At 68.5% G+C, this 21,921-nt stretch carries 23 protein-coding genes; 6 read left to right on the top strand and 17 right to left on the bottom strand.

The annotated features are described in order from the left end of the window. On the bottom strand, window positions 1-366 hold the full coding sequence (locus tag ACIRG5_RS45970; RefSeq protein WP_030478224.1) for an NADH-quinone oxidoreductase subunit A: 366 nt from the start codon (window positions 364-366) through the stop codon (window positions 1-3). 265 nt (window positions 367-631) lie between these two features. Then, complete coding sequence (locus ACIRG5_RS45965; RefSeq protein WP_330272249.1) at window positions 632-1,897, bottom strand: geranylgeranyl reductase family protein; 1,266 nt, start codon at window positions 1,895-1,897, stop codon at window positions 632-634. A gap of 243 nt (window positions 1,898-2,140) precedes the next feature. On the opposite strand from ACIRG5_RS45965, the gene ACIRG5_RS45960 reads away from it, so the two are divergent. After that, on the top strand, window positions 2,141-3,103 hold the full coding sequence (locus ACIRG5_RS45960; RefSeq protein ID WP_402917372.1) for a hypothetical protein: 963 nt from the start codon (window positions 2,141-2,143) through the stop codon (window positions 3,101-3,103). 69 nt (window positions 3,104-3,172) lie between these two features. On the opposite strand, the gene ACIRG5_RS45955 is transcribed toward ACIRG5_RS45960, so the two are convergent. Genes ACIRG5_RS45955 through ACIRG5_RS45945 form a run of 3 tightly spaced genes read right to left on the bottom strand, consistent with a single transcriptional unit; the run spans window position 3,173 to window position 6,095 of the window. Further along, window positions 3,173-3,892, bottom strand: coding sequence for a demethylmenaquinone methyltransferase (locus ACIRG5_RS45955; RefSeq protein WP_402917369.1), 720 nt, complete (start codon window positions 3,890-3,892; stop codon window positions 3,173-3,175). Between the two features lie 35 nt (window positions 3,893-3,927). Next, the gene (locus tag ACIRG5_RS45950) at window positions 3,928-5,025 is read right to left on the bottom strand and encodes a glycosyltransferase (protein WP_402917366.1); all 1,098 of its coding nucleotides are present in this window, start codon (window positions 5,023-5,025) and stop codon (window positions 3,928-3,930) included. Beyond that, window positions 5,022-6,095 carry a glycosyltransferase family 4 protein gene (locus ACIRG5_RS45945; protein ID WP_402917363.1) on the bottom strand — a complete coding sequence of 358 codons (1,074 nt, stop codon included), beginning with the start codon at window positions 6,093-6,095 and terminating at the stop codon, window positions 5,022-5,024. The genes ACIRG5_RS45950 and ACIRG5_RS45945 overlap by 4 nt, the downstream gene beginning before the upstream one ends. Before the next feature lie 144 nt (window positions 6,096-6,239). On the opposite strand from ACIRG5_RS45945, the gene ACIRG5_RS45940 reads away from it, so the two are divergent. Further along, entirely contained in the window at window positions 6,240-7,076 is an 837-nt protein-coding gene (locus ACIRG5_RS45940) for an inositol monophosphatase family protein (protein WP_402917360.1), read from the top strand. Here the strand turns inward: ACIRG5_RS45940 and ACIRG5_RS45935 are convergent. From ACIRG5_RS45935 to ACIRG5_RS45905, 7 genes are all read right to left on the bottom strand, one after another. Beyond that, window positions 7,061-7,693, bottom strand: a complete 633-nt coding sequence (locus ACIRG5_RS45935) for a hypothetical protein (RefSeq protein WP_402917357.1) — start codon at window positions 7,691-7,693, stop codon at window positions 7,061-7,063. The genes ACIRG5_RS45940 and ACIRG5_RS45935 overlap by 16 nt on opposite strands. A gap of 307 nt (window positions 7,694-8,000) precedes the next feature. Then, the gene (gene paaE / locus ACIRG5_RS45930) at window positions 8,001-9,041 is read right to left on the bottom strand and encodes a 1,2-phenylacetyl-CoA epoxidase subunit PaaE (RefSeq protein WP_402917354.1); all 1,041 of its coding nucleotides are present in this window, start codon (window positions 9,039-9,041) and stop codon (window positions 8,001-8,003) included. Between the two features lies 1 nt (window position 9,042). Then, window positions 9,043-9,534, bottom strand: coding sequence for a 1,2-phenylacetyl-CoA epoxidase subunit PaaD (paaD, locus tag ACIRG5_RS45925; protein WP_402917351.1), 492 nt, complete (start codon window positions 9,532-9,534; stop codon window positions 9,043-9,045). Continuing rightward, a complete protein-coding gene (gene paaC / locus ACIRG5_RS45920; protein WP_402917348.1) occupies window positions 9,531-10,415 on the bottom strand; it encodes a 1,2-phenylacetyl-CoA epoxidase subunit PaaC in 885 nt (294 codons plus the stop codon). The genes paaD and paaC overlap by 4 nt, the downstream gene beginning before the upstream one ends. Continuing rightward, window positions 10,412-10,696, bottom strand: a complete 285-nt coding sequence (gene paaB / locus ACIRG5_RS45915) for a 1,2-phenylacetyl-CoA epoxidase subunit PaaB (RefSeq protein ID WP_090065945.1) — start codon at window positions 10,694-10,696, stop codon at window positions 10,412-10,414. The genes paaC and paaB overlap by 4 nt, the downstream gene beginning before the upstream one ends. Continuing rightward, entirely contained in the window at window positions 10,693-11,631 is a 939-nt protein-coding gene (gene paaA, locus ACIRG5_RS45910; protein ID WP_402917344.1) for a 1,2-phenylacetyl-CoA epoxidase subunit PaaA, read from the bottom strand. Before paaA ends, paaB begins: the two co-directional genes overlap by 4 nt. 9 nt (window positions 11,632-11,640) lie before the next feature. Continuing rightward, window positions 11,641-12,072, bottom strand: coding sequence for a DUF3592 domain-containing protein (locus ACIRG5_RS45905; RefSeq protein ID WP_402917342.1), 432 nt, complete (start codon window positions 12,070-12,072; stop codon window positions 11,641-11,643). Window positions 12,073-12,150: 78 nt separating this feature from the next. Between ACIRG5_RS45905 and ACIRG5_RS45900 the strand changes: the two genes are divergently transcribed. Beyond that, on the top strand, window positions 12,151-13,383 hold the full coding sequence (locus ACIRG5_RS45900) for an isochorismate synthase MenF (RefSeq protein WP_402917340.1): 1,233 nt from the start codon (window positions 12,151-12,153) through the stop codon (window positions 13,381-13,383). Here ACIRG5_RS45900 and ACIRG5_RS45895 read toward each other — a convergent pair. The 4 genes from ACIRG5_RS45895 to menD form a co-directional block, all read right to left on the bottom strand. Beyond that, entirely contained in the window at window positions 13,355-13,909 is a 555-nt protein-coding gene (locus tag ACIRG5_RS45895) for a GrpB family protein (RefSeq protein ID WP_402917338.1), read from the bottom strand. The two genes, ACIRG5_RS45900 and ACIRG5_RS45895, sit on opposite strands and share 29 nt — an antisense overlap. Beyond that, complete coding sequence (locus ACIRG5_RS45890) at window positions 13,902-14,456, bottom strand: GNAT family N-acetyltransferase (RefSeq protein ID WP_402917336.1); 555 nt, start codon at window positions 14,454-14,456, stop codon at window positions 13,902-13,904. The genes ACIRG5_RS45895 and ACIRG5_RS45890 overlap by 8 nt, the downstream gene beginning before the upstream one ends. A gap of 100 nt (window positions 14,457-14,556) precedes the next feature. Next, window positions 14,557-16,065, bottom strand: a complete 1,509-nt coding sequence (locus ACIRG5_RS45885) for a M1 family metallopeptidase (RefSeq protein WP_402917334.1) — start codon at window positions 16,063-16,065, stop codon at window positions 14,557-14,559. Between the two features lie 54 nt (window positions 16,066-16,119). Then, complete coding sequence (menD, locus tag ACIRG5_RS45880; RefSeq protein WP_402917332.1) at window positions 16,120-17,691, bottom strand: 2-succinyl-5-enolpyruvyl-6-hydroxy-3-cyclohexene-1-carboxylic-acid synthase; 1,572 nt, start codon at window positions 17,689-17,691, stop codon at window positions 16,120-16,122. A gap of 71 nt (window positions 17,692-17,762) precedes the next feature. Here menD and ACIRG5_RS45875 point away from each other — a divergent pair, with 71 nt between their 5' ends. The 3 genes from ACIRG5_RS45875 to ACIRG5_RS45865 all read left to right on the top strand — a co-directional run bounded on the left by ACIRG5_RS45875 (window position 17,763) and on the right by ACIRG5_RS45865 (window position 20,887). Continuing rightward, entirely contained in the window at window positions 17,763-18,665 is a 903-nt protein-coding gene (locus tag ACIRG5_RS45875; RefSeq protein ID WP_093605881.1) for a 1,4-dihydroxy-2-naphthoyl-CoA synthase, read from the top strand. Between the two features lie 11 nt (window positions 18,666-18,676). Next, window positions 18,677-19,708, top strand: a complete 1,032-nt coding sequence (gene menE, locus ACIRG5_RS45870) for an o-succinylbenzoate--CoA ligase (RefSeq protein ID WP_402917330.1) — start codon at window positions 18,677-18,679, stop codon at window positions 19,706-19,708. A 78-nt stretch (window positions 19,709-19,786) separates the two neighbouring features. Next, window positions 19,787-20,887 carry a hypothetical protein gene (locus ACIRG5_RS45865; RefSeq protein ID WP_402917328.1) on the top strand — a complete coding sequence of 367 codons (1,101 nt, stop codon included), beginning with the start codon at window positions 19,787-19,789 and terminating at the stop codon, window positions 20,885-20,887. A gap of 44 nt (window positions 20,888-20,931) precedes the next feature. Here ACIRG5_RS45865 and tnpB read toward each other — a convergent pair. Further along, on the bottom strand, window positions 20,932-21,921 hold a 990-nt coding region (gene tnpB / locus ACIRG5_RS45860), incomplete at its 5' end, for an IS607 family element RNA-guided endonuclease TnpB (protein WP_402917326.1).

The following is a 21,921-nucleotide window of genomic DNA, read 5'->3' as shown; positions in this document are numbered from 1 at the left end:
TCAGTTCCAGTCGAGGCCGCCGCGACGCCACACGTAGACGTACGCGAAGCCGACCGTGGCGACGAACAGGACGATCTCCACCAGCCCGAACAGGCCGAGCTTGTCGGCCGCTACGGCGAACGGGTAGAGGAAGACCATTTCGATGTCGAACAAGATGAACAGCATCGCCGTCAGGTAGTAGGCGACGGGCATGCGCCCACCACCCACGACCGGCTGCGGGCTCGGCTCGATGCCGCACTCGTACGCGTCGAGCTTCGCCTTGTTGTAGCGGCGCGGTCCGATGTAGGGAGCCGCGGTCACCGAGAACAGTGCGAACGCCCCGGCGAGCGCGAACATCAATACGAGGGGGAGGTAAGGGTCAAGCACGCTCCGTCGTCCTTTCCTCGCGGTCGCCCGCACCCTAAGGGTGTTGTTCTCCAGCACGTTTGTTAGGCGAACCTAACAAACGCTTGTGAAACAGTTCACAAGCTTGTTCAGACTGCTGTGAAGTGATTCACAAGCTCGCCCGCCAGTGTAGAACGCCTGTAAATGACCTAGATCACAGGGTCTGACCTGGGGCTTTAACGTGGTCGACACATGCGAAACGGCACCGGCTCGTATTGAGCCGGTGCCGTCACCTATTCGGAGTAATTTACGCGCTGGGAGCGAGCTTCGTGGCGGCCACGATGAGGCGGTCCATTGAGTCGCCGTCCTTGGGGTCGTAGAGGCCCGCGAGGAGCTTGAGCACCAGTTTCATCAGGCGTTTCCGCGGCATTCCGTACTTCGTTGCGGTCCGCATGATCGCCGGGTTTCCGATGAGCTTCGAGAAGACGTTCCCGAGCCGGTAGTAACTGCCGAGCGCCTCTTCGATCCGGACCGGGTAGCCGTGCAGCGCCCGTTCACGGTTGACGCCGGTGCGCGCGAGTGCCTGAACGATCGACTCGGACGCGATCCTGGCCGACTCCATGGCGTAGCCGATGCCCTCGCCGTTGAAGGGGTTGACCATGCCGCCGGCGTCGCCGACGAGCAGCAGGCCCGCCCGGTAGTGCGGCTTGCGGTTGAGGCCCATGGGGAGCGCGGCGCCGCCGATGCGGCTCGTCGCGTTCTCCTCGCGGAAGCCCCACTCCTCCGGGGTGCCGTCGAGCCAGCTGCGCAGGAGCTGGCGGTAGTCGGTGGTGCCGTAGGCCTTTGACGTGCTGAGAATGCCCAGGCCGACGTTCACGGTGCCGTCGCCCATGCCGAAGATCCAGCCGTAGCCGGGCAGCAGCTTGCCGTCCGGCGCCCAGAGTTCGAGGTGCGACTCGAGGTAGTCGTCCTTGGTGCGCGGGCTGTTGTAGTAGCGGCGGACCGCCACGCCCATGGGCTTGGCGTCGTCCTTCTGCAGGCCGATGCTCAGGGCCAGGCGCGCTGACACACCGTCACAACCGACGACGATGGGGGCTCGGTAGGTGACCGGGTTCTTTTCCGGTCCCTGCTTGGCTTCGACGCCGACGACCCGGCCGTTCTCGATGATGGCCTTGGTGACCGTGGTGTGCTCGTGCATGCGCGCGCCGGCTGCCTTCGCCGCGTTCGCGAGCATCTCGTCGAAGTCCATCCGCGGGCGCACGACGCCGTAGTTCGGGAACGTGGCCAGATCCGGCCAGTCCAGCTCCATCGTCACGCCGCCGCCGACGACCCTCAGCCCCTTGTTGTGGAGCCAGCCGTTGCTCTCGCGGGTGTCGATGCCCAGGTCGATGAGTTGCTTGACGCCTCGCGGGGTCAGGCCGTCGCCGCAGACCTTCTCCCTCGGGAAGGTGCTCTTCTCCAGGAGGAGGACGTCGAGGCCTGCCCTGGCGAGGTAGGTCGCCGCGGTCGAGCCCGCCGGTCCCGCCCCCACCACGATGACGTCGGCGTCCTCGTTGATCCCGCGCCTGCTCATCCAGACTCCCTGCGTGTACCGGTCACAGCTTCTGCTCGCGACTCTAACCGGACATTGCTGAGGACCACCCCGTCACCTGGACCACCTCCGCTCACACCCACCCGCTGCGGCAGGGGGAACGCGGGGCCCCCGCGTTCCCTGTAAGGAAACGTAGGGCTCCCGCGTGACGGTGAGATCGCGAGTTGTCCACATGTCGATCATGAGGTGATTGCCAACCACTGTCAGATGCCCATGATTGGCTGAATGACGAAACGGACGGCAGCTGACTACGGGCGTCTAACAGATCTGTTCGAGGATGGCGTGGCCGCTCGCCGCGAACTGCTGGCGCTGGGACTGACGGGCAAGTCCATGGCACTCAAGTGCCGACCTGGCGGTGGTTGGACACGCATCTTTCTCGGTGTCTATCTGTTGACAGGAGGTACTCCTGATCGAAGACAGCTAGTGCGAGGTGCCTTGTTGCGCGCCGGCCCGCTGACCTACCTGACCGGATTGGAGGCGGCTCGCAGGCACGGCGTGCGACGTCTTCCTGAAGACCAGCGCATTCACGTCCTCGTACCTCATGGCCGTGGTCTCGCAAGCCAAGGCGCTCTCCTTGTCGAACGGTCCAACCGGCCGTGGTCGAGCAGCTTGATCGACGGCTTTCCCACAGTCGATCTCGCCCGCGCTCTCATCGACGCCGCACGTCGGGAAGTTCGCTTCGATGTAGTCCGGGCCATGATCGCTGACGCCGTCCAACGACAACTCTGCTCGCCAACGGCACTCGCAGCGGAACTCAGAAACCTTCATCTGGGAGGCACGGCGCTGCCCAGAGCAGTGCTGGACGAGGTGTCAGACGGCGTGCGCTCTGCAGCCGAAGCGTGGGCGCGATCGCTGATTGGCCGTTCACCGCTGCCTTCGCCGCAGCGAAACGTGCTGATCCGCTCTGTCCACGGACAACAACTCGCAATCGTGGACGGCTGGTGGGATGAGGTCGGGTTGGCATGGCAGATCGACTCGAAGGAATTCCACCTGTCCCCTGCTGACTACGCACACACCATGGCACAGCACTCAGCCCTGTTGGCGCACGGCGTGATGACCGTGCACACGATTCCGTCACGACTTAGAGCCGATCCAAACGGCGTCTTGAAGGAGTTGCTTGGCGCCTACCGCTCGGCCGCCACACGTCCACGCCCCAACGTCACAGCAACTCTGTGGCGCCCTGTTTGAGGGGAACGCGGGGGCCCTACGTTCCTCCCAAGGGAACGTAGGGCCCCCGCGTTCCCTGCTAGCAGCTGGTCAGGTGGTGGGTTCGGAGGGCGTGGGTGCGGGCTTGGGCTTGGTCGCGCGGTGCAGGGCGACCATGCCGCCGGTCAGGTTGAACCAGGCCACGTCCTCCCAGCCCGCCTGCGAGATGAGCTCGCCGAGCGTGCGCTGGTCGGGCCAGGTGGCCATGGATTCGGCCAGGTAGGAGTAGGCGACCGGGTTGCTCGACACGAACTTCGCGATGAGCGGGAGGAGTTTGAGCAGGTACCGCATGTAGACGAAGCGAAACGGCTTCCAGACCGGGGTGGAGACCTCGCAGATCACCATGCGGCCGCCTGGCTTGGTGACCCTGGCCATTTCCTTGAGGGCTACGACCGTGTCGTTGAAGTTGCGGATGCCGAAGGAGACCGTGACGGCGTCGAACGAGTTGTCCTTGAAGGGCAGGCGGAGGGCGTCCGCGGCCACCTTCGGGACTGGGCGGTGGGCTCCTGAGGCGAGCATGCCCACGGAGAAGTCCGCCGCCACGCACCAGGCGCCCGACGCGGCGTACTCGACGGTCGAGACCGCGGTACCCGCTGCGAGGTCCAGGACCTTCTCGTTCGGGCGGGCGTCGAGGACTCGCCTGCTCCAGTCCCGCCAGCGGCGGTCGAAGCCCAGCGTCATGACCGAGTTCGTGCGGTCGTAGCCCTTGGCCACGCCGTCGAACATCTCGGCTACCTCGCGGGGGTTCTTGTCCAGGCCGGCTCGCGACATGACTAGAGACTAAGTCAGGCTCGCTGAGATCATCGTCAGGGCACCTTCAGGGCCGTCAGCATGCCGTCCACCGCCGCGTGCCACGGGTACTCCTCGGCTCTGGCTCTCGCGGCCTCCCTGGAGCCTGAGGTCAGCAGGTGCTGGGCTGCGGTGGCGAAGGCCGGGGCGTCGTCGGAGACCGCGGCGCCGCAGGACGGCTGGACGATCTCTTTCAGAGCGCTGCTCTGGCTGACCACCACTGGGGTTCCGCTGGCCAGGGCCTCCAGTGCGGCCAGTCCGAACGTTTCATGTGGGCCTGGCGCCAGGGACAGGTCCGCTGAAGCCAGTAGGGAGGCCACGTCCAGGCGGGACTTCACGAAGCCGAGGAACGTCACGGGCAGGCCCGCCGCTCGCTTTTCCAGGGAAGCGCGGCGAGGGCCGTCGCCGGCGATCACCAGACGGGCGGAGTGGCCCTGTTCGTGCAGTTCGGCGAGGGTGTCGACGGAACGTTCCACGTGTTTCTCCGGCGACAAGCGTCCACAGTGGATCAGCAGGTTCTCCTTGCCCTGCAGGAGGTCTCGGCGGAGGTCTGTCGAATGGCGGCTTGGGGTGAACGTGGCCAGGTCCACGCCCAGCGGGACCTGGGTGACGTTCGAGGCGCCGATTCGGTCGAACTCCTCGCGGGCGAAACCCGTCGTGCAGACGACGGTGTCGTAGGAGGCGGCCATGCGGCGGTTCGCCCAGTCCGCGCCTCGTTCTGCCGGGGCCGCGGGCAGGACGAACTGGAGGAGGCGGTCCAGTCGTTCGTGGGAGATGACCACGTTCGGGATGTCGCGCTCGGTCGCCCATGCGCCCATGCCGCGCAGGGTCAGGCGGTCGGAGACCTCCAGGCGGTCTGGACGCAGGTGTTCCATGAGGGTTTTGACGCGCCACGGGTCCACTACGCGGTAGCCGCCGGTGTACGGGATCTTCAGTGCCGGGAGGGTGATGCGGCGGACTCCGCCCGGGAGTTCCTCGTCGGCGTGGTGGGGGCCCGGCACGACGAGCACGACCTCGTGGCCCAGCTGCGCGTAGCCGGTGCCCAGGTGGTGCAGTGCCGTGCGGAGGCCGCCCGACCTGGGGCCGTAGAAGTTGGCGAGCTGCACGATTCTCAAGCGGCCGCCTGGTGAGTCAGTCCGATCACCGCGGCGTAGTGACCCATCAGCTCGTCGCAGATCGCCGGCCAGGTGCGCCTGAGCACCGACTTGCGGGCTGCGAGACCGAAGCGCCTGCGCAGCATCGGGTCGCGGAGCAGGTCCACGTACTGTGCGATGTCTTCTTCGAAGAGGTATCCGGTGCGGCCGTGGCGGACCAGGTCGCGCGGGCCGCCCGCGTTCGGTGCGAGGACCGGCAGGCCTGTTGCCAGGGCTTCCTGCACGGCCTGGCAGAACGTCTCGTGCGGACCCGTGTGGATGAAGACGTCCAACGACGCGTAGGCCTCGGCCAGTTCGTGGCCGGTGCGGAAGCCCAGGAACTCCGCGTCCGGCATGTCCTTCTCGAGTTGCTCGCGGTCCGGGCCGTCGCCGACGATCCGCAGCTTCACGCCCGGCAGGTCGTGCAGTTCCCTGAGCCTCTGGACCTGCTTCTCCGGTGCCAGGCGGCCGACGTAACCGATGGTGAGCTCGTCGTTGTGCCTCGGGCGCGGGTGGAAGAGGTCGATGTCGACGCCGCGGGCCCACCGGTGCACGCGCGGCACGCCGTGCTGTTCCAGCGCTTCGACCGCCGAGCTCGACGGTGCCAGCGTGCGGTCCGCCAGCGTGTGCAGGCGTTTCGTCCACCGCCACGCCGCCCGCTTGGTGAGTCCGAGGCCGTAGTTGCCGGCGAACCCCGCGACGTCGGTCTGGTAGACCGCGACGGTCGGCACGTCGAGCTTGCGCGCGGCTCTGAGGCCGTACGCACCCAGCACGAACGGCGACGCGAGGTGCACGACGTCGGGCTGGAAGTCGGCGAGCGCGTGCAGCACTCTCGGGCTGGGCACGCCGATGGGCAGACTGGTCACCATGGGCACGTCGACCGCCGACACTCTGACGACAGGCGTGCCGTGGTGCTCTTCCGCGCCGGCACCGGGCGCCACGACGAGCGCCTGATGGCCGTTGCGGCGCAGGTGCTCCAGCACGCGGAGCACGGAGTTGGTGACGCCGTTCACCTGAGGCAGGAAGCTCTCGGTCACGATCGCTACTCGCACAGGGACACCATGAGGTGCCCGCATGAAGTCCGCGTGACCTCAGATTTGACGTGGACGGAACACCTCACGTCGTGGCCAGGTGATCGTCATTTCGTCATCTGCGCTTAGGTTCCCGGTCATCCGGCGCGGTGAAACTAGGCCAGCATGACCGTCTTGTCGTCCCGTCCCGCCCACCCGGCCGACCCCGGCCTGGTGTCCATCGCGCTGGAAGTGGCCGGTCGCCTGGCGAACGACGCCTCGGACGTCATCATGGCCACCGCCGGCCGCGGCGTGCGTCCCGACTCCGGCGAGTCACCGTTCGACTGGGTCACCGACACCGACCGCACCCTGGAACGCCACACCCGGCGCGTGCTCACCAAGGAGTTCCCCTCGATCCCGGTGTTCTGCGAGAACTCCGACGACGGGAACGCACCCACCGACTCGGAGTTCCGCTGGGTCGTCGACCCGGTCGACGGCACCGCGAACTACACGGCGGGCATGCCCTGGTGTGCCTACAGCCTGGCGTTGGTGGACCGCTGGGGCCCGGTGGTCGGCGTCGTCGCCGACCCGTACCGCTCGCAGATCTACGCCGCCGCCCGCGGCCGTGGCATGCGTGCGAACGGCACACCGATCCGCCTGACCGAACGCCAAGGCGACTCTCTTGTCGTGTGCACCGAGATGACGCGCACCGGTCCGTGGGCCGGCATGGGCGAGTTCATCTCCACGGCCGCGATAGCCGGCACGGGCGTGCGTGTCCTCGGTTCGAAGTGCCTGGCCGTCGCACAAGTGGCGCTGGGACACGTGGCAGCGGCCGTGCTGCACGGCTACCACGAGTGGGACGTCGCCGGTGCGGTGTCATTGGCCGTGGAGTCGGGTGCGGTCGTGCTCGACAGACGCGGCGAGGGCGCCCAACTGCCCGTCGACGGACTACTGGTCGCCGCTCCCGAGGCGGCCGACGAGGTGCTGGGCTGGTGGCAGTCCGCGCTTCAGGTCGACAGCTGAGGAAGCTGCTTCTCGAGCATCTCGAGATGCGTCCGCGCCTCGTCCAGTTCGGGGTGGTCGAACATCTGCAACGCCACGCGCCCGACCTCGTTCTCGAACTGGTGGAAGTCGTGCGACGCCCTGAGCAACCGCTGGTAGATCGGGTGCTGCCGGTCGACGGCGCCGAGCGCCCGCCCGAGCTGCGCGATGCCGCGCACGTCGTCGAGCTCCCTGGTCAGCTGCTCGCTGATCCGCTCCAGCCAGTCCTTGGCCGCCGACTTCGGCACGGTCTGGACCGCCGCGGCGACCCTGCGCGTGGACGCGGCGCAGCGTTCGACCAGATCGGACCACATGTCGTAGGGCTGCTGCGGGACCGGCGGGTGCATCGGCCTGGGCACCTGCCGCGGCTGCCGCGGCTGCTGGACGGAACGGCGGATGAAACCGATGCCGGTACCGACGACCAGGCCGGGGATCGTGCCGATCATGAAGGTGACCACGAGGAGCGCGAGGAACGTGATGATCGCCGAGGACGGCGGGCTGTCGCTCGGGACGCCCACCTCGATGGCCGTGACGAGGGCGCCCATCAGCACGGTGCCGGTAGCGGCACCCCAGAGAGCTGAGCGGACGACGATCCCCATGACGTTGATCGTGCCATGGCCGGGAAGGCCGTGCGGGGGTTTCTCGAAGTGCTAAGTTCGCCGTGTCAGTTCCAGTAGGAGCTGAAAGTGGACCCGGTTCACCGTCCGGACGGTCGGTTGCTGGGTTTCGCGCTTTCTGGGCACTGGTCGAGCCGCACCACCACATCGAGCGTCGGCCGCAGCGAGCACGGACGTCATCGAGTCGCGAACAGTCCACACAGCCGCGCAGACCCATCGCTCACAAAGAAGAGCGGACGGCGCCCAGTTCCTGAGGTCGAACGACAACCGCGACGACGAGCTACTCCGTTCAGGCGTCGAAGTCGACCGTCACGCACTCACTGGTCGGCAACGCCTGACAGGTCAGCACGAACCCGGCGGCCACCTCGGACGCGTCGAGCGCGTAGTTGCGGCGCATCTCGACGCTGCCCTCGGTCACCAGCGCCCGGCACGTGCCGCACACCCCGCCCTTGCAGGCGAACGGCAGGTCGGCGCGGACGCGTTGGGCCGCGTCCAGGATCGCCTCGTCTGCCGGCAGCGGAAGCGTGGTCGACTTGCCGTCCAGCACGACCGTGACCGAGGCCGCGGCGTCCACCACGGTTTCCGTGCGGCGCGGTGGGGGTGGTGGCTCGTCCACGTAGAAGAGTTCGTGGTGCACGCGGTCGGGAGCAACGCCGCGATCGCGCAGCACGGCCGTGGCGTCCTGCACCATCTCGTAGGGGCCGCACAGCCACCACTCGTCGATGGCGTCGAACGGGACGACGCTGCCGAACAGGGCCGTCAGCTTCGTGGCGGTCAGGCGGCCGGTGAAGAGTTCCACGTCGCGCGGTTCGCGGGACAGGACGTGGATCAGCTGGAACGTGGCCGGGTAGCGGTCCTTCAGGTCGGCCAGCTCGTCGGCGAACATCACGGTGTTCGTGCTGCGGTTGCCGTACATCAGGGTCACGCGGGCGCCGGTGGCCAGCACGGTCGCGGCGATCGACAGGGCCGGGGTGATGCCGGATCCCGCGACGACCAGGCCGTGATGCGTGCCGACGCCGGTCGGGGTGAACTTGCCCAGCGGGGGCAGGACTTCGATCACGTCACCTGGGACGAGCCGGTCCACGAGCCACGTCGAGAACTGGCCGCCGTCGACGCGGCGCACGCCGATGCGTGGGGCGGCACCGGTCGGGGCGCAGATCGAGTACGAGCGGCGTTCGTCGCCCTGGCGGAGGGTCAGGTACTGGCCCGCGGTGAAGGCGAACTCGTCCGCCAGGTCCCCTGGCACGTCGAACGTCACGGCGACGGCGTCGTCGCAGAGGCGATCGACCTGGGCGACCGTGAGCTTGTGGAAGGTGGCGCGGCGCGACAACTCAGATCTCCTTGACGTGCTCGAACGGTTCGGCGCAGGCGTGGCAGCGGCGCAGCGCCTTGCACGCGGTCGAGCCGAACCGTGAAATCTCCGAGGTGTTCAGCGAGCCGCACTGCGGGCACGCGACCTGCCGTGACGGCGGTACGAGGTTCAGCGGGATCGGGCCCGCGACCGCGGGGCCGATCCGGGACGGCGGCGCGATGCCGGCCTGAGCCAGCTTCTCCCTGCCCTCGTCGCTGATCCAGTCCGTGGTCCAGGCCGGGGAGAGCGACAGGCGCACCTCGACCTCGGCATACCCGGCTCCGACGAGCGATCGGCGCAGGTCAGCGCCCATCTCGTCGATCGCGGGACAGCCCGAGTAGGTCGGGGTGATGGTGACGACGACGCGACCGTCCTGTTCGGAGACCTCGCGGAGCACGCCGAGATCGGCCAGCGTGAGGACCGGGAGTTCCGGGTCCCGCACGGCCGACGCGACCTCCAGTGCCGTCGTCACCAGACCGCTCCCGGCAGCGAACGGTGCAGGTGCTGCATCTCGGCGAGCAGGTAGCCCATGGCCTCGGTGTGCACGCCGTCGCGGCCCGCCATGCCCGCGACACGGGCGGCGCGGGTGTCCTTGGGACGCGTGAGGCCTGCGGCGCCGAGCACCGCTTCCAGCACACCGTCCACTTCGGACCGCAGTGAGGCCGGGTCGACGGCGACGCCCTGAAGCGCGGCTTCGACCGAGTGCGTCGCGAACAGCTCGTCGACGAACGGCCACACGCGTTCCAGGCCCGCCTGCATGCGGCGATGCGACTCGTCGGTGCCGTCGCCGAGGCGAACGGTCCACTGGGCGGCGTGGTCGCGGTGGTAGGCCAGCTCTTTGAGGCCCTTCTCGGCGATCGCGGCGAGGACCGGGTCGGCCGAGCCGCGCAGGCGGGAGAAGAGCGCGAGACGCCACGACGAGAACACCAGCAGGCGCGCGATGGTCGTCGCGAAGTCGCCGCCGGGGCCTGGGCCGCAGTCGATCTCGGCCAGGTGCACGTTGCGGAACTCGCGTTCGTCGCGCAGGTAGGCCAGGGCGTCCTCGTCCCGGCCGAGCACCTCGCCGGCGCGCGTCAGCAGCATGCGGGCCTGGCCGAGCAGGTCCAGCGCGATGTTGGCGAGCGCGATGTCCTCTTCCAGCTCAGGAGCGCGCGAGCACCACTCCGAAAGGCGCTGGGAGAAGATCAACGCGTCGTCGCCGAGCATCAGGCAGTAGGCGGCGAGGGCTTCGCGGTCGACGCCCTCGGGGAACTCGCGGTCGACGCCGGAGAGGGCCTCCGAGAAGCCCGTTCCGAACGCCCAGTGCGCGTCCTCGCCGCCGAGCAAGGACTCGTACGCGTTGTCGAAGCTCATAGGTGCGGCACGTCCTCGGGAATCGCGTAGAACGTCGGGTGCCGGTAGACCTTGTCCCCCGCGGGCGCGAAGAACGGGTCCTTCTCGTCCGGCGAGGACGCGGTGATCTCCGTCGCGGGCACCACCCAGATCGACACGCCCTCGTTGCGACGCGTGTAGACGTCACGGGCGTTGCGCAGCGCCATCTCGGCGTCCGGCGCGTGCAGCGAACCGACATGCACGTGGTTCAGCCCGCGCTTGCCGCGCACGAACACTTCCCACAGCGGCCAAGACGTGCTCACGCGGCACCTTCCTTACGTGCGTGCTTCTGAGCGTGCGCGGCCGCGGCTTCACGGACCCACGCACCGTCCTCGTGCGCCTTGCGGCGGTGGGCGATGCGCTGCTCGTTGCAGACGCCGCCACCCTTGACGACCTGCCAGAACTCGTCCCAGTCCGGCTGACCGAAGTCGTACTCGCCGCGCTCTTCGTTCCACTTGAGCTCGGGGTCCGGGAAGGTCACGCCGAGCTTCTCGGCCTGGGGCATGCTCATGTTCACGAACTTCTGCCGCAGCTCGTCGTTGGTGTCGCGCTTGATCCGCCACGCCATGGACTGCTCGGTGTTCGTCGACTCGGCGTCCGGCGGGCCGAACATCATCAGCGCCGGCCACCACCAGCGGTTCACCGAGTCCTGCACCATGTCGCGCTGCTGCTGGGTGCCGCTCATCATCGTCATCAGCAGCTCGTAGCCCTGACGCTGGTGGAACGACTCTTCCTTGCAGATGCGGATCATGGCGCGCGCGTACGGCCCGTAGGACGTGCGGCACAACGGCACCTGGTTGCAGATCGCGGCGCCGTCGACCAGCCAGCCGATCACGCCGACGTCGGCGAACGTGAGCGTCGGGTAGTTGAAGATCGAGGAGTACTTCTGGCGGCCATCGATGAGCTTGGTCGTCAGGTCCTCGCGGTCGGCGCCGAGCGTCTCGGTCGCCGAGTACAGGTACAGGCCGTGACCCGCCTCGTCCTGCACCTTCGCGAGCAGGATCGTCTTGCGGCGCAGCGAGGGCGCGCGGCTGATCCAGTTGCCCTCCGGCTGCATCCCGATGATCTCGGAGTGCGCGTGCTGGGCGATCTGCCTGATCAGGGTCTTGCGGTAGCCGTCGGGCATCCAGTCGCGCGGTTCGATGCGCGATTCGGACCGCACGGTGCGCTCGAAACGCAGCTCCAGGTCATCCGCCATGCACCGATGTTACACCCGGACGCCGAATCTGCGTAGAACTGTCACAACGGCGGCGATGACGATCCAGACGGACACGAGGAAGGTTCCAACGGGAAGCAGGCTGAGCGTCGCGGTCCTGCCGGCGACGCGCGTGAGTTCGGGGTTCGTCTGGTCGTACTCGACCCGCACGTTGTCCCCGACCTTCAGCCCGTCCGGGTACAGCACGCCCTGAGACGGGATGATCACGCGTCCGTCCGGTGTGGCGTAGCGCACAATGGTCCGGTTGAAGGACACGGAGTCGACCTGCGCGACCGCCTGCCCCATCGACCGCTCGATGGCCACGTCATCACGCCAGCACGCGATCGGCAGCAGCACGCACACGAGCGTGATCACGCCACCGACGACGAACAAAGCCCTGCAAACCGCACGGCGGACGCGTACACCGCGGGGCGACTTGGTCACTGCGTCCTCCACCACAACTGAGAAGTCTAGAGCCGGGCGGATGCCGCGCTTTCAGGTTGAGGTCCATACAGTCAAAGAGTGACCTCAGCACCGACATCGCGAGCACGGCAGCGAATCCGCGTCCGGTCGAAGCGGGACACCGCCGGTGACCTGCTCGGAATGCTGCCCGACCCGGAGCGCGCGCTCGCGTGGGTGCGCGACGGGTCCGGTCTGGTCGGCTGGGGCGAGGCGGCACGGCTGGAGGTCAGCGGCCCGGACAGGTTCGCGCAGGCCGACAAGTGGTGGCAGGAGTTCGTGTCGCACCTCGACGTGGACGACGAACTGGGCGTGCCGGGCAGCGGCCCCGTGGCGTTCGTCTCGATGGCCTTCGCCGACTCGCCCGGCGACTCGGTGCTGATCGTGCCCGAGGTGGTCGTCGGCCGCCGCAACGGCGAGCAATGGGTCACCACGATCGGCGCTTCAGACCCCGCGCCGCTGGTCACGCCGTTGTCGCGACCTTCCACCGTGCGGTACTCGAACGGACAGCTGCCGGTCACGCAGTACCGCGAGGCCGTCCGCGAGGCCGTGCACCGGATGCGCGCCGGTGAACTGGACAAGGTGGTGCTGGCCCACGACCTGGTCGCTCGCACCGACCGGCGCCTGGACCAGCGGTTCGTGCTGCAGGGCCTGGCCCGCCGCTACCCCGAGTGCTGGGCCTACGCCGTGGACGGCCTGGTCGGCGCCACACCTGAGCTGCTGCTTCGGCGGACCGGGTCGGTCGTGGACTCGCGGGTGCTGGCCGGGACCACCTGGCCGCACGACGGGGTGTCGGACGAAGAGCTCGCGTCGGCGTTGATGTCGTCGGAGAAGAACCTCGAGGAACACGACTACGCGATCACCTCTCTCGCGGAGACGTTGCGGCCCTTTTGCACGACCATGTCCGTCGAGGGCCCCTCGGTTCTGCGGCTGCCCAACGTGTCGCACCTGTCTTCGGACGTGATCGGGACGTTGGAGTCGTCCGTGTCGTTGCTGCACCTCGGCGAGGCCGTGCATCCGACTGCCGCCGTGGGTGGGACGCCTCGGCTGGACGCGACTCAGTTGATCTCGCAGCTGGAGGGGATGGATCGCGGCCGGTACGCCGGACCCGTGGGGTGGATCGACGGGAACGGCGACGGGGAGCTCGGGATCGCACTTCGTTGTGCGCAGATCTCGGGGTCCACGGCTCGGTTGTTCGCCGGGTGTGGGCTGGTGGCCGACTCGGATCCAGACATCGAGGTGCAGGAGGCGCACGCCAAGATGCGGCCTATGCGTGAGGCCCTGGAAGGCCTGTAACGCCCGCCACGAACGCTGCTTTGCCGTGCGTGTAGGCCTCACGGTCGTGGCCGCTTTGTTGAGCTAGTTGCCGTTTCAGGTCTTCATAGGCTTGTGCTCGTTCTTTGTCGTTTCTCAGTGCGTCTCGGAAGCGGATCTGGTCGGTCCACCTTGGGTGGCCTGCCTGGATCAGGTGCAGGTGGGCTTCTCGTCGCTGGTGGGTGGCGTCCGGTTTGACGAAGAAGCGGCGCCACGGGCGGTTGTCGAGTTCCTTGGGCACGTAGGACCAGCCCGCCGCGGTCAGGAGATCGGACGCGTTGGTGACGACGGTGTCCAGGTCGGTGACCGAGGCCATCAGATCGATGATCGGCTTGGCGGAGAGGCCCTGGACGGCTGTGGAGCCGATGTGTTCGATGCCGTCGACCAGCCAGGGGGTCAGCAGCTTGTAGAGGCTGTCGCGTTCCGCTGCCGCGCGGTCAGCCCACCGCGGGTCGTGGGGGTGGAGTTCGGCCCGCTCGTGAGCCCAGGCCGGGGCGTCCTCATCCATTCGACTCGGACAGCGCGCCGAACCACTGCTCGGCGCCGTACTCCTCGAACCGGTCCTCTTCGGTGAACCCCAGCTTCGTCGCGAGCCGAATCGAGGCTTTGTTGGCGAGCTGGGTCGACAGCACCACCGGTTCGCCTGGGTGCGTGCCGGTGAACCAGTCGAGTGCCGCCGCGCACGCCTCGGCCGCGTAGCCGTGGCCCCACGAGTGCGGCAGGAACATGTAGCCGAGCTCGGCCTCCCCCGCGTCCGGCCAGACTCGGCCCTTGCGACCGGGATCGCGGCGGTCGAACGTGATCATGCCGATCATCGTGCCGTCGAGTTCGACCACGAAGAAGCCGAAACGCCGTCCCGGCACCTCGGGCACGGTGCGTTCCAGCTCGTCGCGCGGTGTGGCGCCGCCGATGTAGGTGCCGACCTCCGGTGAGGAGAACAGGTCGACGAGCGCCGCTCGGTCGCGTGCCTCCGACTGGCGGAGCACGAGCCGCTCGGTCTTGATCGGCACGGGCGGCCAGGCCACGGTTCCAGGACGGTCACGATCTGCGGTCAAGACCCCTCCACACGCTGACGCAGGGGTCCCCCCGAATTGGGAACCCCTGCGTCATAACGTACTCAGCCGGTCTGACAGTCCGGCATCGCTTGTGCGCGAACTACTTGTGCGCGTCCAGCAGTTCGTGGGTCAGCTGGATCTTGGCTCGCGACTTCGGCTCCGCGGCCTTGGCCACCGAGAGCGACTTCGACGCGACGTCCGCCGGGCGTCCGGGGGCCTCGGCCGGCTTGCCCTTCGTGAACAGCCACGTCTGGAACAGCTGGTCGAGCTGCTGACCGGAAACCCGCTCCGACAGCGCGATGAACTCCTCGATCGTGGCGTCCGAGTACTTCTTCTCCGCGGTCCAGGTCTTCAGGATCTCGAAGAACTTCTCGTCGCCCACGGCCACGCGCAGGGCGTGCATGGCCAGTGCGCCGCGGTCGTAGACGGCGCCGTCGAACACCGCGCCGGCACCGGGGTCGCCGGGCAGGACGTTCCAGAACTCGCTGTCCGCCGGGTACAGGTCGTAGGTGAAGTCGGCGTTCTCCTGCGCCGTGCCCTCACCGACGTGCTCGGACCAGAGGAACTCCGCGTAGGAGGCGAAGCCCTCGTTCAGCCAGATGTCCCGCCAGTGGTGGACCGAGACCGAGTCGCCGAACCACTGGTGGCCCAGCTCGTGCGCGACGACGTAGGTGTTGGCGCCGCGGCGGAAGAAGCCCGTGTCGTAGTTCGGGCGGGTCTGGTTCTCCAGCGCGTAGCCGAGGTTCGGGGTGGCGACGCCGCCCTGCGCCTCGAACGGGTACGGGCCGAAGTTCTCCGACAGGAACTCGATGACCTCGGGCGTGCGCTCGAGGCTCGCCTTGGCCGCGTCGGCGTTCTCGCCGAGGCGCTCGGAGTAGGCGTTGACGTACGGCTGGCCGGAGGGCGTGGTGCCCTGACGGAGCTCGAACTGGCCGATGGTCAGGAACGTCAGGTACGTCGCCTGCGGCTTGGTGCTGCGCCAGTTCCAGCGGGTGTAGCCGTTGATCTGGCGGGTCTGGCCGACGAACGTGCCGTTCGAAATCGCCTCGACACCGTTCGGGACGGCGACGTTGACGTCGAAGGTGGCCTTGTCGGTGGGGTGGTCGTTCGACGGGAACCACCAGGAGGCGATCTCCGGCTCGCCGATGGCCAGGGCGCCGTCGACGGTCTTCGTCCACGCCGTGAAGCCGTTGCGGTCCTTCACCGTGGACGGGCTGTCGGCGTAGGTGACGACGATCGTGAGGTCCTGGCCCTTGCGGACGCCGCCGCGCGGGGTGAGCGTGAGCTCGCCGTTGTCCGAGACGAACGAGGACGGCACGTTGTTCACGCGGACCGACTTCACCTTGAGCAGGAAGTCGAGGTTGAACTGCGTGAGGTCCTCAGTGGCCTTGGCCAGGATCGTCGTGGTGCCCGACAGCTGGTCGCCCGTCGGGTTGTAGTTGAGCCTGATGTCGTAGTGGGAGACGTCGTACCCGCCGTTGCCGTACGTCGGGAAGTACGGGTCGCCGGCTCCGGGAGCACCCGGAGACGCCGCGAGCGCCGTCCCCGCGAAGAACGTAATCGCGGCCGCGGACGCCACCGCGGCCGTCGTCTTTGATCTGATCGACATGCGGCGGACGCTATCCACACGATCATGGACGAACTACCGACTTACGTATGTTTCCTACCTGCTGAAAATGTTTGACACAGTCGACTTGAGACGTTGGTGCAACGCGCGCAGTTCGTCACGTTTTGCCTGCACTTCGACCACTTGGAGGCCCTTCGGTGACGCAATCGCGCTACGGAACTCCTCCTGGCCGTCCACTGTGGAGTGCGAAATTCGGTAGCCCGCGCACAAAGCGGTCAGATCAGTCCCGTGCGGGGTGCCGAAAATCCTTTCGAAACTTCCGCCGTACTCCGGCGCGCCCTGTTCCAGCAATGAAAAGATCCCGCCCCCGTCGTCGTTGAGCACGACGATCGTCAGGTCCGGCACCCGGTCGGCCAGCAGGCCGTTGCTGTCGTGCAGGAACGTCAGGTCGCCCATCAGCGCGAACGCGGGCCCTGCGTGGTTCAGGGCGAGCCCGATCGCCGTGGACACGCTTCCATCGATGCCCGCCGCACCCCGGTTGGCGTGCACGGCGATGTCCGAACGCCGTTCGCCCGCGAAGTCGACGTCGCGGATCGGGTTGGACGAGCCCACGAACAGCAGCGAACCCGGCGGCATCGCCTGCGTCAGGTCGCGCGCGACGTGCAGGCCGGTCGGCCACGGCTCGGCGTCCAGCAGGTCGTCGACGGCGACGCTGACGTTCTTCACGGCGCTCTGCCACGACTGCAGCCACTCACCGTCGAGCGCGGCGGGTTCCGGCAGCCAGGTCGAGGCGCGCGTGGCGGTGAACTGCACGTCCGGCCACTGCGCCTGGTCACCGACGGCGTGCACGGTTGGAGTGCTTCCCAGCAGCGCCTGCTGACCCCTCGACAGCGTGACGCGACCCACGACGAGCACAGCATCGGGCTTCAGATGTTCCGGCAGACCCGCGTTGAGCAGCAACGACCCGTGCCGCAGGCCACCGGGCGCGGTCGGCTCGGCGATCACCGGCCACCCCAGCTGAGAGGCCTTCAACAGCCGTTCGGGGCGGTCGTCGCCGAGCAGCACCAGCGTGCGGGCCGGCAGCGAGGACGGCCGGGTCTCAACGGTGAACGTGCGGTCCGTCTCCGTCCACGGGCCGCGGTCCGACGAGGGCCAGAGGTCGTCGGACGGCGTGAGCGGCGGCCGGAAAGGCACGTTGACGTGCGACGGACCGTCCGCGGCGATCGCGCGGCAGATCAACGAACGGGTCGTGGGCTCGTCGGCGCCCTCCGGCATGTGCAGCGTCGGGATGCCGAGGACGTCGTACTGGTTGATCGTCTGGCTGGAGCCGGTGCGGTAGAGGTCGACCGGGCGGTCGGCCGTCAGCGCGATCAGCGGCACGTTCGTGAGCTGCGCCTCGATCACGGCCGGGTGCAGGTTCGCGACGGCGGTGCCGCTGGTGCACGTCACCACGGCCGGTTCGCCGGTCTTCGCGAGACCCAGCGCGAGGAACCCTCCGCTGCGCTCGTCGATGCGCACGTGCACCGTGAGCAGGCCCTTGTGCTCGGCCTGGTGCAGCGCGAACGACAGCGGGGCGTTGCGCGAACCGGGGCACAGCACGACGTGACGCACGCCGTTGCGCACCAGTTCGTCGACGATCACCCTCGCCTGCGTCGTGGACGGGTTCATCCCCCAATTGTCACCGGGACACCTGAGAGGTCGCCCGCTGGTCTCGGTCCGCGGCGCTTAGAGTCTCGTCCGTGGCAGATCAGGAGCTCTTCGACCCGTCGTTGTGGAAGCCGATCGAAGGCTTCGACTTCACCGACATCACCTACCACCGCGCGCTCGACCAGGGCACGGTCCGCATCGCGTTCAACCGGCCGGAGGTGCGCAACGCGTTCCGGCCGCACACGGTGGACGAGCTGTACCGGGCACTGGACCACGCGCGGATGTCGTCGGACGTCGGGTGTGTGCTGCTGACCGGCAACGGCCCCAGTGCCAAGGACGGCGGCTGGGCCTTCTGCAGTGGCGGTGACCAGCGGATTCGTGGTCGCAGCGGCTACCAGTACGCCTCCGGTGAGACTGCGGAGAGCGTCGACCCGGCACGCGCGGGGCGGTTGCACATCCTGGAGTGCCAGCGGTTGATCAGGTTCATGCCGAAGGTCGTCATCGCGGTCGTTCCCGGCTGGGCGGCCGGCGGCGGGCACAGCCTGCACGTCGTGTGCGACCTCACGATCGCGAGCGCCGAGCACGCGAAGTTCAAGCAGACCGACGCGGACGTCGGCTCGTTCGACGGCGGCTACGGGTCGGCCTACCTCGCACGGCAGGTCGGGCAGAAGTTCGCCCGCGAGATCTTCTTCCTCGGCCGCACGTACTCCGCCGAGGACATGTACAAGATGGGCGCGGTCAACGAGGTCGTGCCGCACGCCGAACTGGAGACCACGGCGCTGCAGTGGGCGCGCGAGATCAACGGCAAGTCGCCGACCGCGCAGCGGATGCTCAAGTACGCGTTCAACCTGATCGACGACGGTCTGGTGGGACAGCAGATCTTCGCCGGCGAGACGACCCGGCTCGCGTACATGACCGACGAGGCCGTCGAGGGGCGGGACTCGTTCCTGGAGAAGCGCGACCCCGACTGGTCGAACTATCCGTACTACTTCTGAGCAGGTAGAACATGCTCGACGAACTGCGCGCGGCCCTGCAGGGCGGCGACCCGCTGGTGGACGGACCGCTCGACGGCTGGGAGAAGCGGGCCGTGCTCGGCGTGCCGACCTCCGGGTCGACGGGCGAGCCGAAGACGGTGCTGCTCGACGCGGACGCGCTGACGACGTCCGCCCAGGCCACGCACGAACGCCTCGGCGGGCCCGGCACGTGGCTGCTGGCGCTGCCCACCGGCCACATCGCCGGGGTGCAGGTGCTGGTGCGGTCGATCGTCGCCGGCACGGATCCCGGTGTGCTCGACATGTCGAAGGGCTTCCGCGCCATGGGTTTCGCGCACGCCGCGCGGCCGGTGCTGGACGAGCCGGGACGCCACTACACCGCTTTGGTGCCCACGCAGCTCTCGCGGCTCGTCGTGGGTGAGGGGCCGGGGCTGGAGGCGCTGCGGCAGTTCGACGGGGTGCTGATCGGCGGGGCCGCCACCCCGCCGAAGCTGCTGGAGCAGGCGCGCGCGCTCGGCGTGCAGGTCGTGACGACGTACGGCATGAGCGAGACGGCCGGCGGGTGCGTGTACGACGGCGAACCGTTGCGGGGCGTCTCGGTGCGCACCGACGACGTGATCGAGATCAGCGGTCCGGTGCTGGCGCTGGGATATCGCGGCAGCGCGGAACCGTTCGGCGAGTGGTTCCGCACCGGCGATCTCGGGCGGCTGCGCGAGGGACGGCTGGAGGTGCTGGGCCGCGCGGACGACGTGATCGTCACGGGCGGCGAGAAGGTGCCTCCGGTGCTGGTCGAACGCGCTCTGGCGACCGTCGAGGGCGTGCTGGAGGCGTGTGTCGTCGGCATTCCTGACGACGAGTGGGGTCAGGCCGTGGCCGCCGTGGTCGTCGCGCGCGGCGAGGAGCCTTCGGTCGAGGATCTGAAGGCGGCCGTGACGCGGGACGTGGGCCGGGCGGCGGTGCCGAAGCTGGTGCGGTTCGTGTCCGAGCTGCCGTTGCGCGGGCCTGGCAAGGTCGACCGGACAGCCGTCGCCGACGCCTTTAGGTGAACCTTTACCGCTGAGGACAACTCTCCCCGCGAAGCGCGCGGAACCCTAGCCGCGTGCGTTAGCGATGGGGGTTTCTTCATGCGCTACCTGTTACCGCTGGTCGCCGGCGCCACGCTGGTGGTCGGTCTGGCGTCGCCCGCCCAGGCGGCGGCTGCCTCGAACGAGTGGACCGCTGACGTCAGCGGCCGCACCGTCACGTGGGGCGGTTCCCCGCGCACGGGCCTGATCGAGCTCGGCTCGCACAGACTCGCTCAGCCCGCCAACGCGGTCACGGCTGCGGTGACCGGCGATGGTGTCGTCGACGTGCGCGGCCTGCGTGCGGACGGCCAGTGGACCGAGTGGCTGGAGGCGCCGGCGACGTTGCCGGTGACCACGTCCACCATCGAGACCCGCGTGGTTTTGAGCAGCGGCAAGGCATCGCGTGTGAAGCTGACCGCCGGGCAGGCGCCCGCGACGGTTGCCGCTGACGACGTTTCCGTTGCTGCCGCTGGACGTTCGTACCGGGTCTACGCGACGCGCGAGGGTCTCGTCGGTGGCACCACGGCGAACGGCCACACGATCGTTTCGCGCGACCACTTCGTCGCGCTGCCGTCGCGGCGTGGCCTGGCGGGTAAGAACTCAGGCAACTACAGCGTGCAGGTGTGCGCGTCGAACGGCCGTTGCGAGTGGGCGCCCGTGTGGGACGTCGGCCCGTGGAACACCAAGGACGACTACTGGAACGCGTCCGCGACCCGTGAGATGTGGAAGGATCTGCCGCAGGGCAAGCCCGAAGCGCAGGCCGCGTACGAGAACAACTACAACGGCGGCAAGGACCAGTACGGGCGCGAGGTCGCGAACCCGGCGGGCATCGACCTGGCGGACGGCACGTTCTGGGACGGCCTGAAGCTGACCACGAACTCGTGGGTGACCGTGACGTACCTGTGGACGGGCTCCGGTCCTGTCGGGACGGTCCGCACGTCCGCGGCCAACGGCACGGTGAACGTCCGAAGCGGCGCGAACTCCTCGTCCTCGCAGGTGGGTCTGGCCGGCAACTACGCCCAGGTCAGGGTGACCTGCCAGCTCACCGGCGAGTCGGTGTCGGGCACGCAGGGCACGTCGAACGTCTGGTACCGCATCGCGTCGGGCAAGCACATCGCCAAGGCGTACGTCGCGGGTGTGAGCGGCGCTACTGCCTGCTGATACACCGTTATCTGAAGTGCCGGTGAACGTGAGTCCATCGTGGTTCAGACAGCCGTCGCCTTGCGGCGGAGGCGTTGGCCCGCACCAATCGGTGCGGGTCTTCCCGTGGCGGTACCCGTTGCCCGCGTGGTGCGGGTCTTACGTGGGTTTCCAGCGGGCTCGTTTACCGTCGCCCCGCAACTCGGGGAGGACGTCTCGCGGTGCACGAGCGCGGCGAGGTTACGCGCGGCGTTGAGGTCCCGGTCCAGGACCAGACCACACGCGTCGCAGCGGAAGGCGCGTTCGGACAGGCGCAGCTTGGCTTTCACCACGCCACAGGCCGAACACGTCTTGGAACTGGGATACCACCGGTCGGCGACGTGCACGCGCACACCCGCCCACCGGGCCTTGTACTCGATCTGACGGCGCAGCTCGGCCATGCCGACACCAGCGATGTGCCGGGCCAACCGACGGTTGCGGGTCATCCCGGCCACGTGCAGGTCCTCGATCACCACCGCGCCGTGAGCGCGCACCAGCCGGGTGGACAGCTTGTGCAGCCCGTCCCGGCGGGCGTTCGCGACCGTGGTGTGCAGCCGGGTGACGCGCGCCTGGGTCTTGCGCCACCGGGCGGATGGTTGCCGGCGGATGCGCCGATCCGGGCCGGCACGGCGCGCGGCCCGCCGTTGCAGGCGACGCAGTTGCCGCAGCGCGGTCTCCAGGTGCCGCGGGTTCGGGATGGTCTCGCCGGTCGACAGCACGGCCAGCGACTTCACGCCCAGGTCGACCCCCACCACGCTGCCGGGCCGCGTGGGCAAGGGATCGGTCCGGGTGATCTCCACGGAGAACGACACGAACCACCGCCCGGCCCGGAAGGACACGGTCGCCGAGCGGATACGGGCGGCGCCGCGCTCGACGTGCCGGGCGAGTTTGCGGGTCGACTCGTGGGTGCGGACCGTCCCGATGCGGGGCAGCCTCACGTGCCGGCGGTCGTCGGCGAGTCCGAACGCGCCGGTGGTGAACCGGCACGACAGGCCGGACCGCCTGCCCTTGAACCT

The sequence above is a fragment of the Lentzea sp. NPDC102401 genome, from assembly GCF_044765805.1.
Taxonomy (GTDB): Bacteria; Actinomycetota; Actinomycetes; order Mycobacteriales; family Pseudonocardiaceae; genus Lentzea; species Lentzea sokolovensis.
Note: the sequence above shows the minus strand (reverse complement) of the source record. Positions and strands in the feature narration are given on the sequence as shown.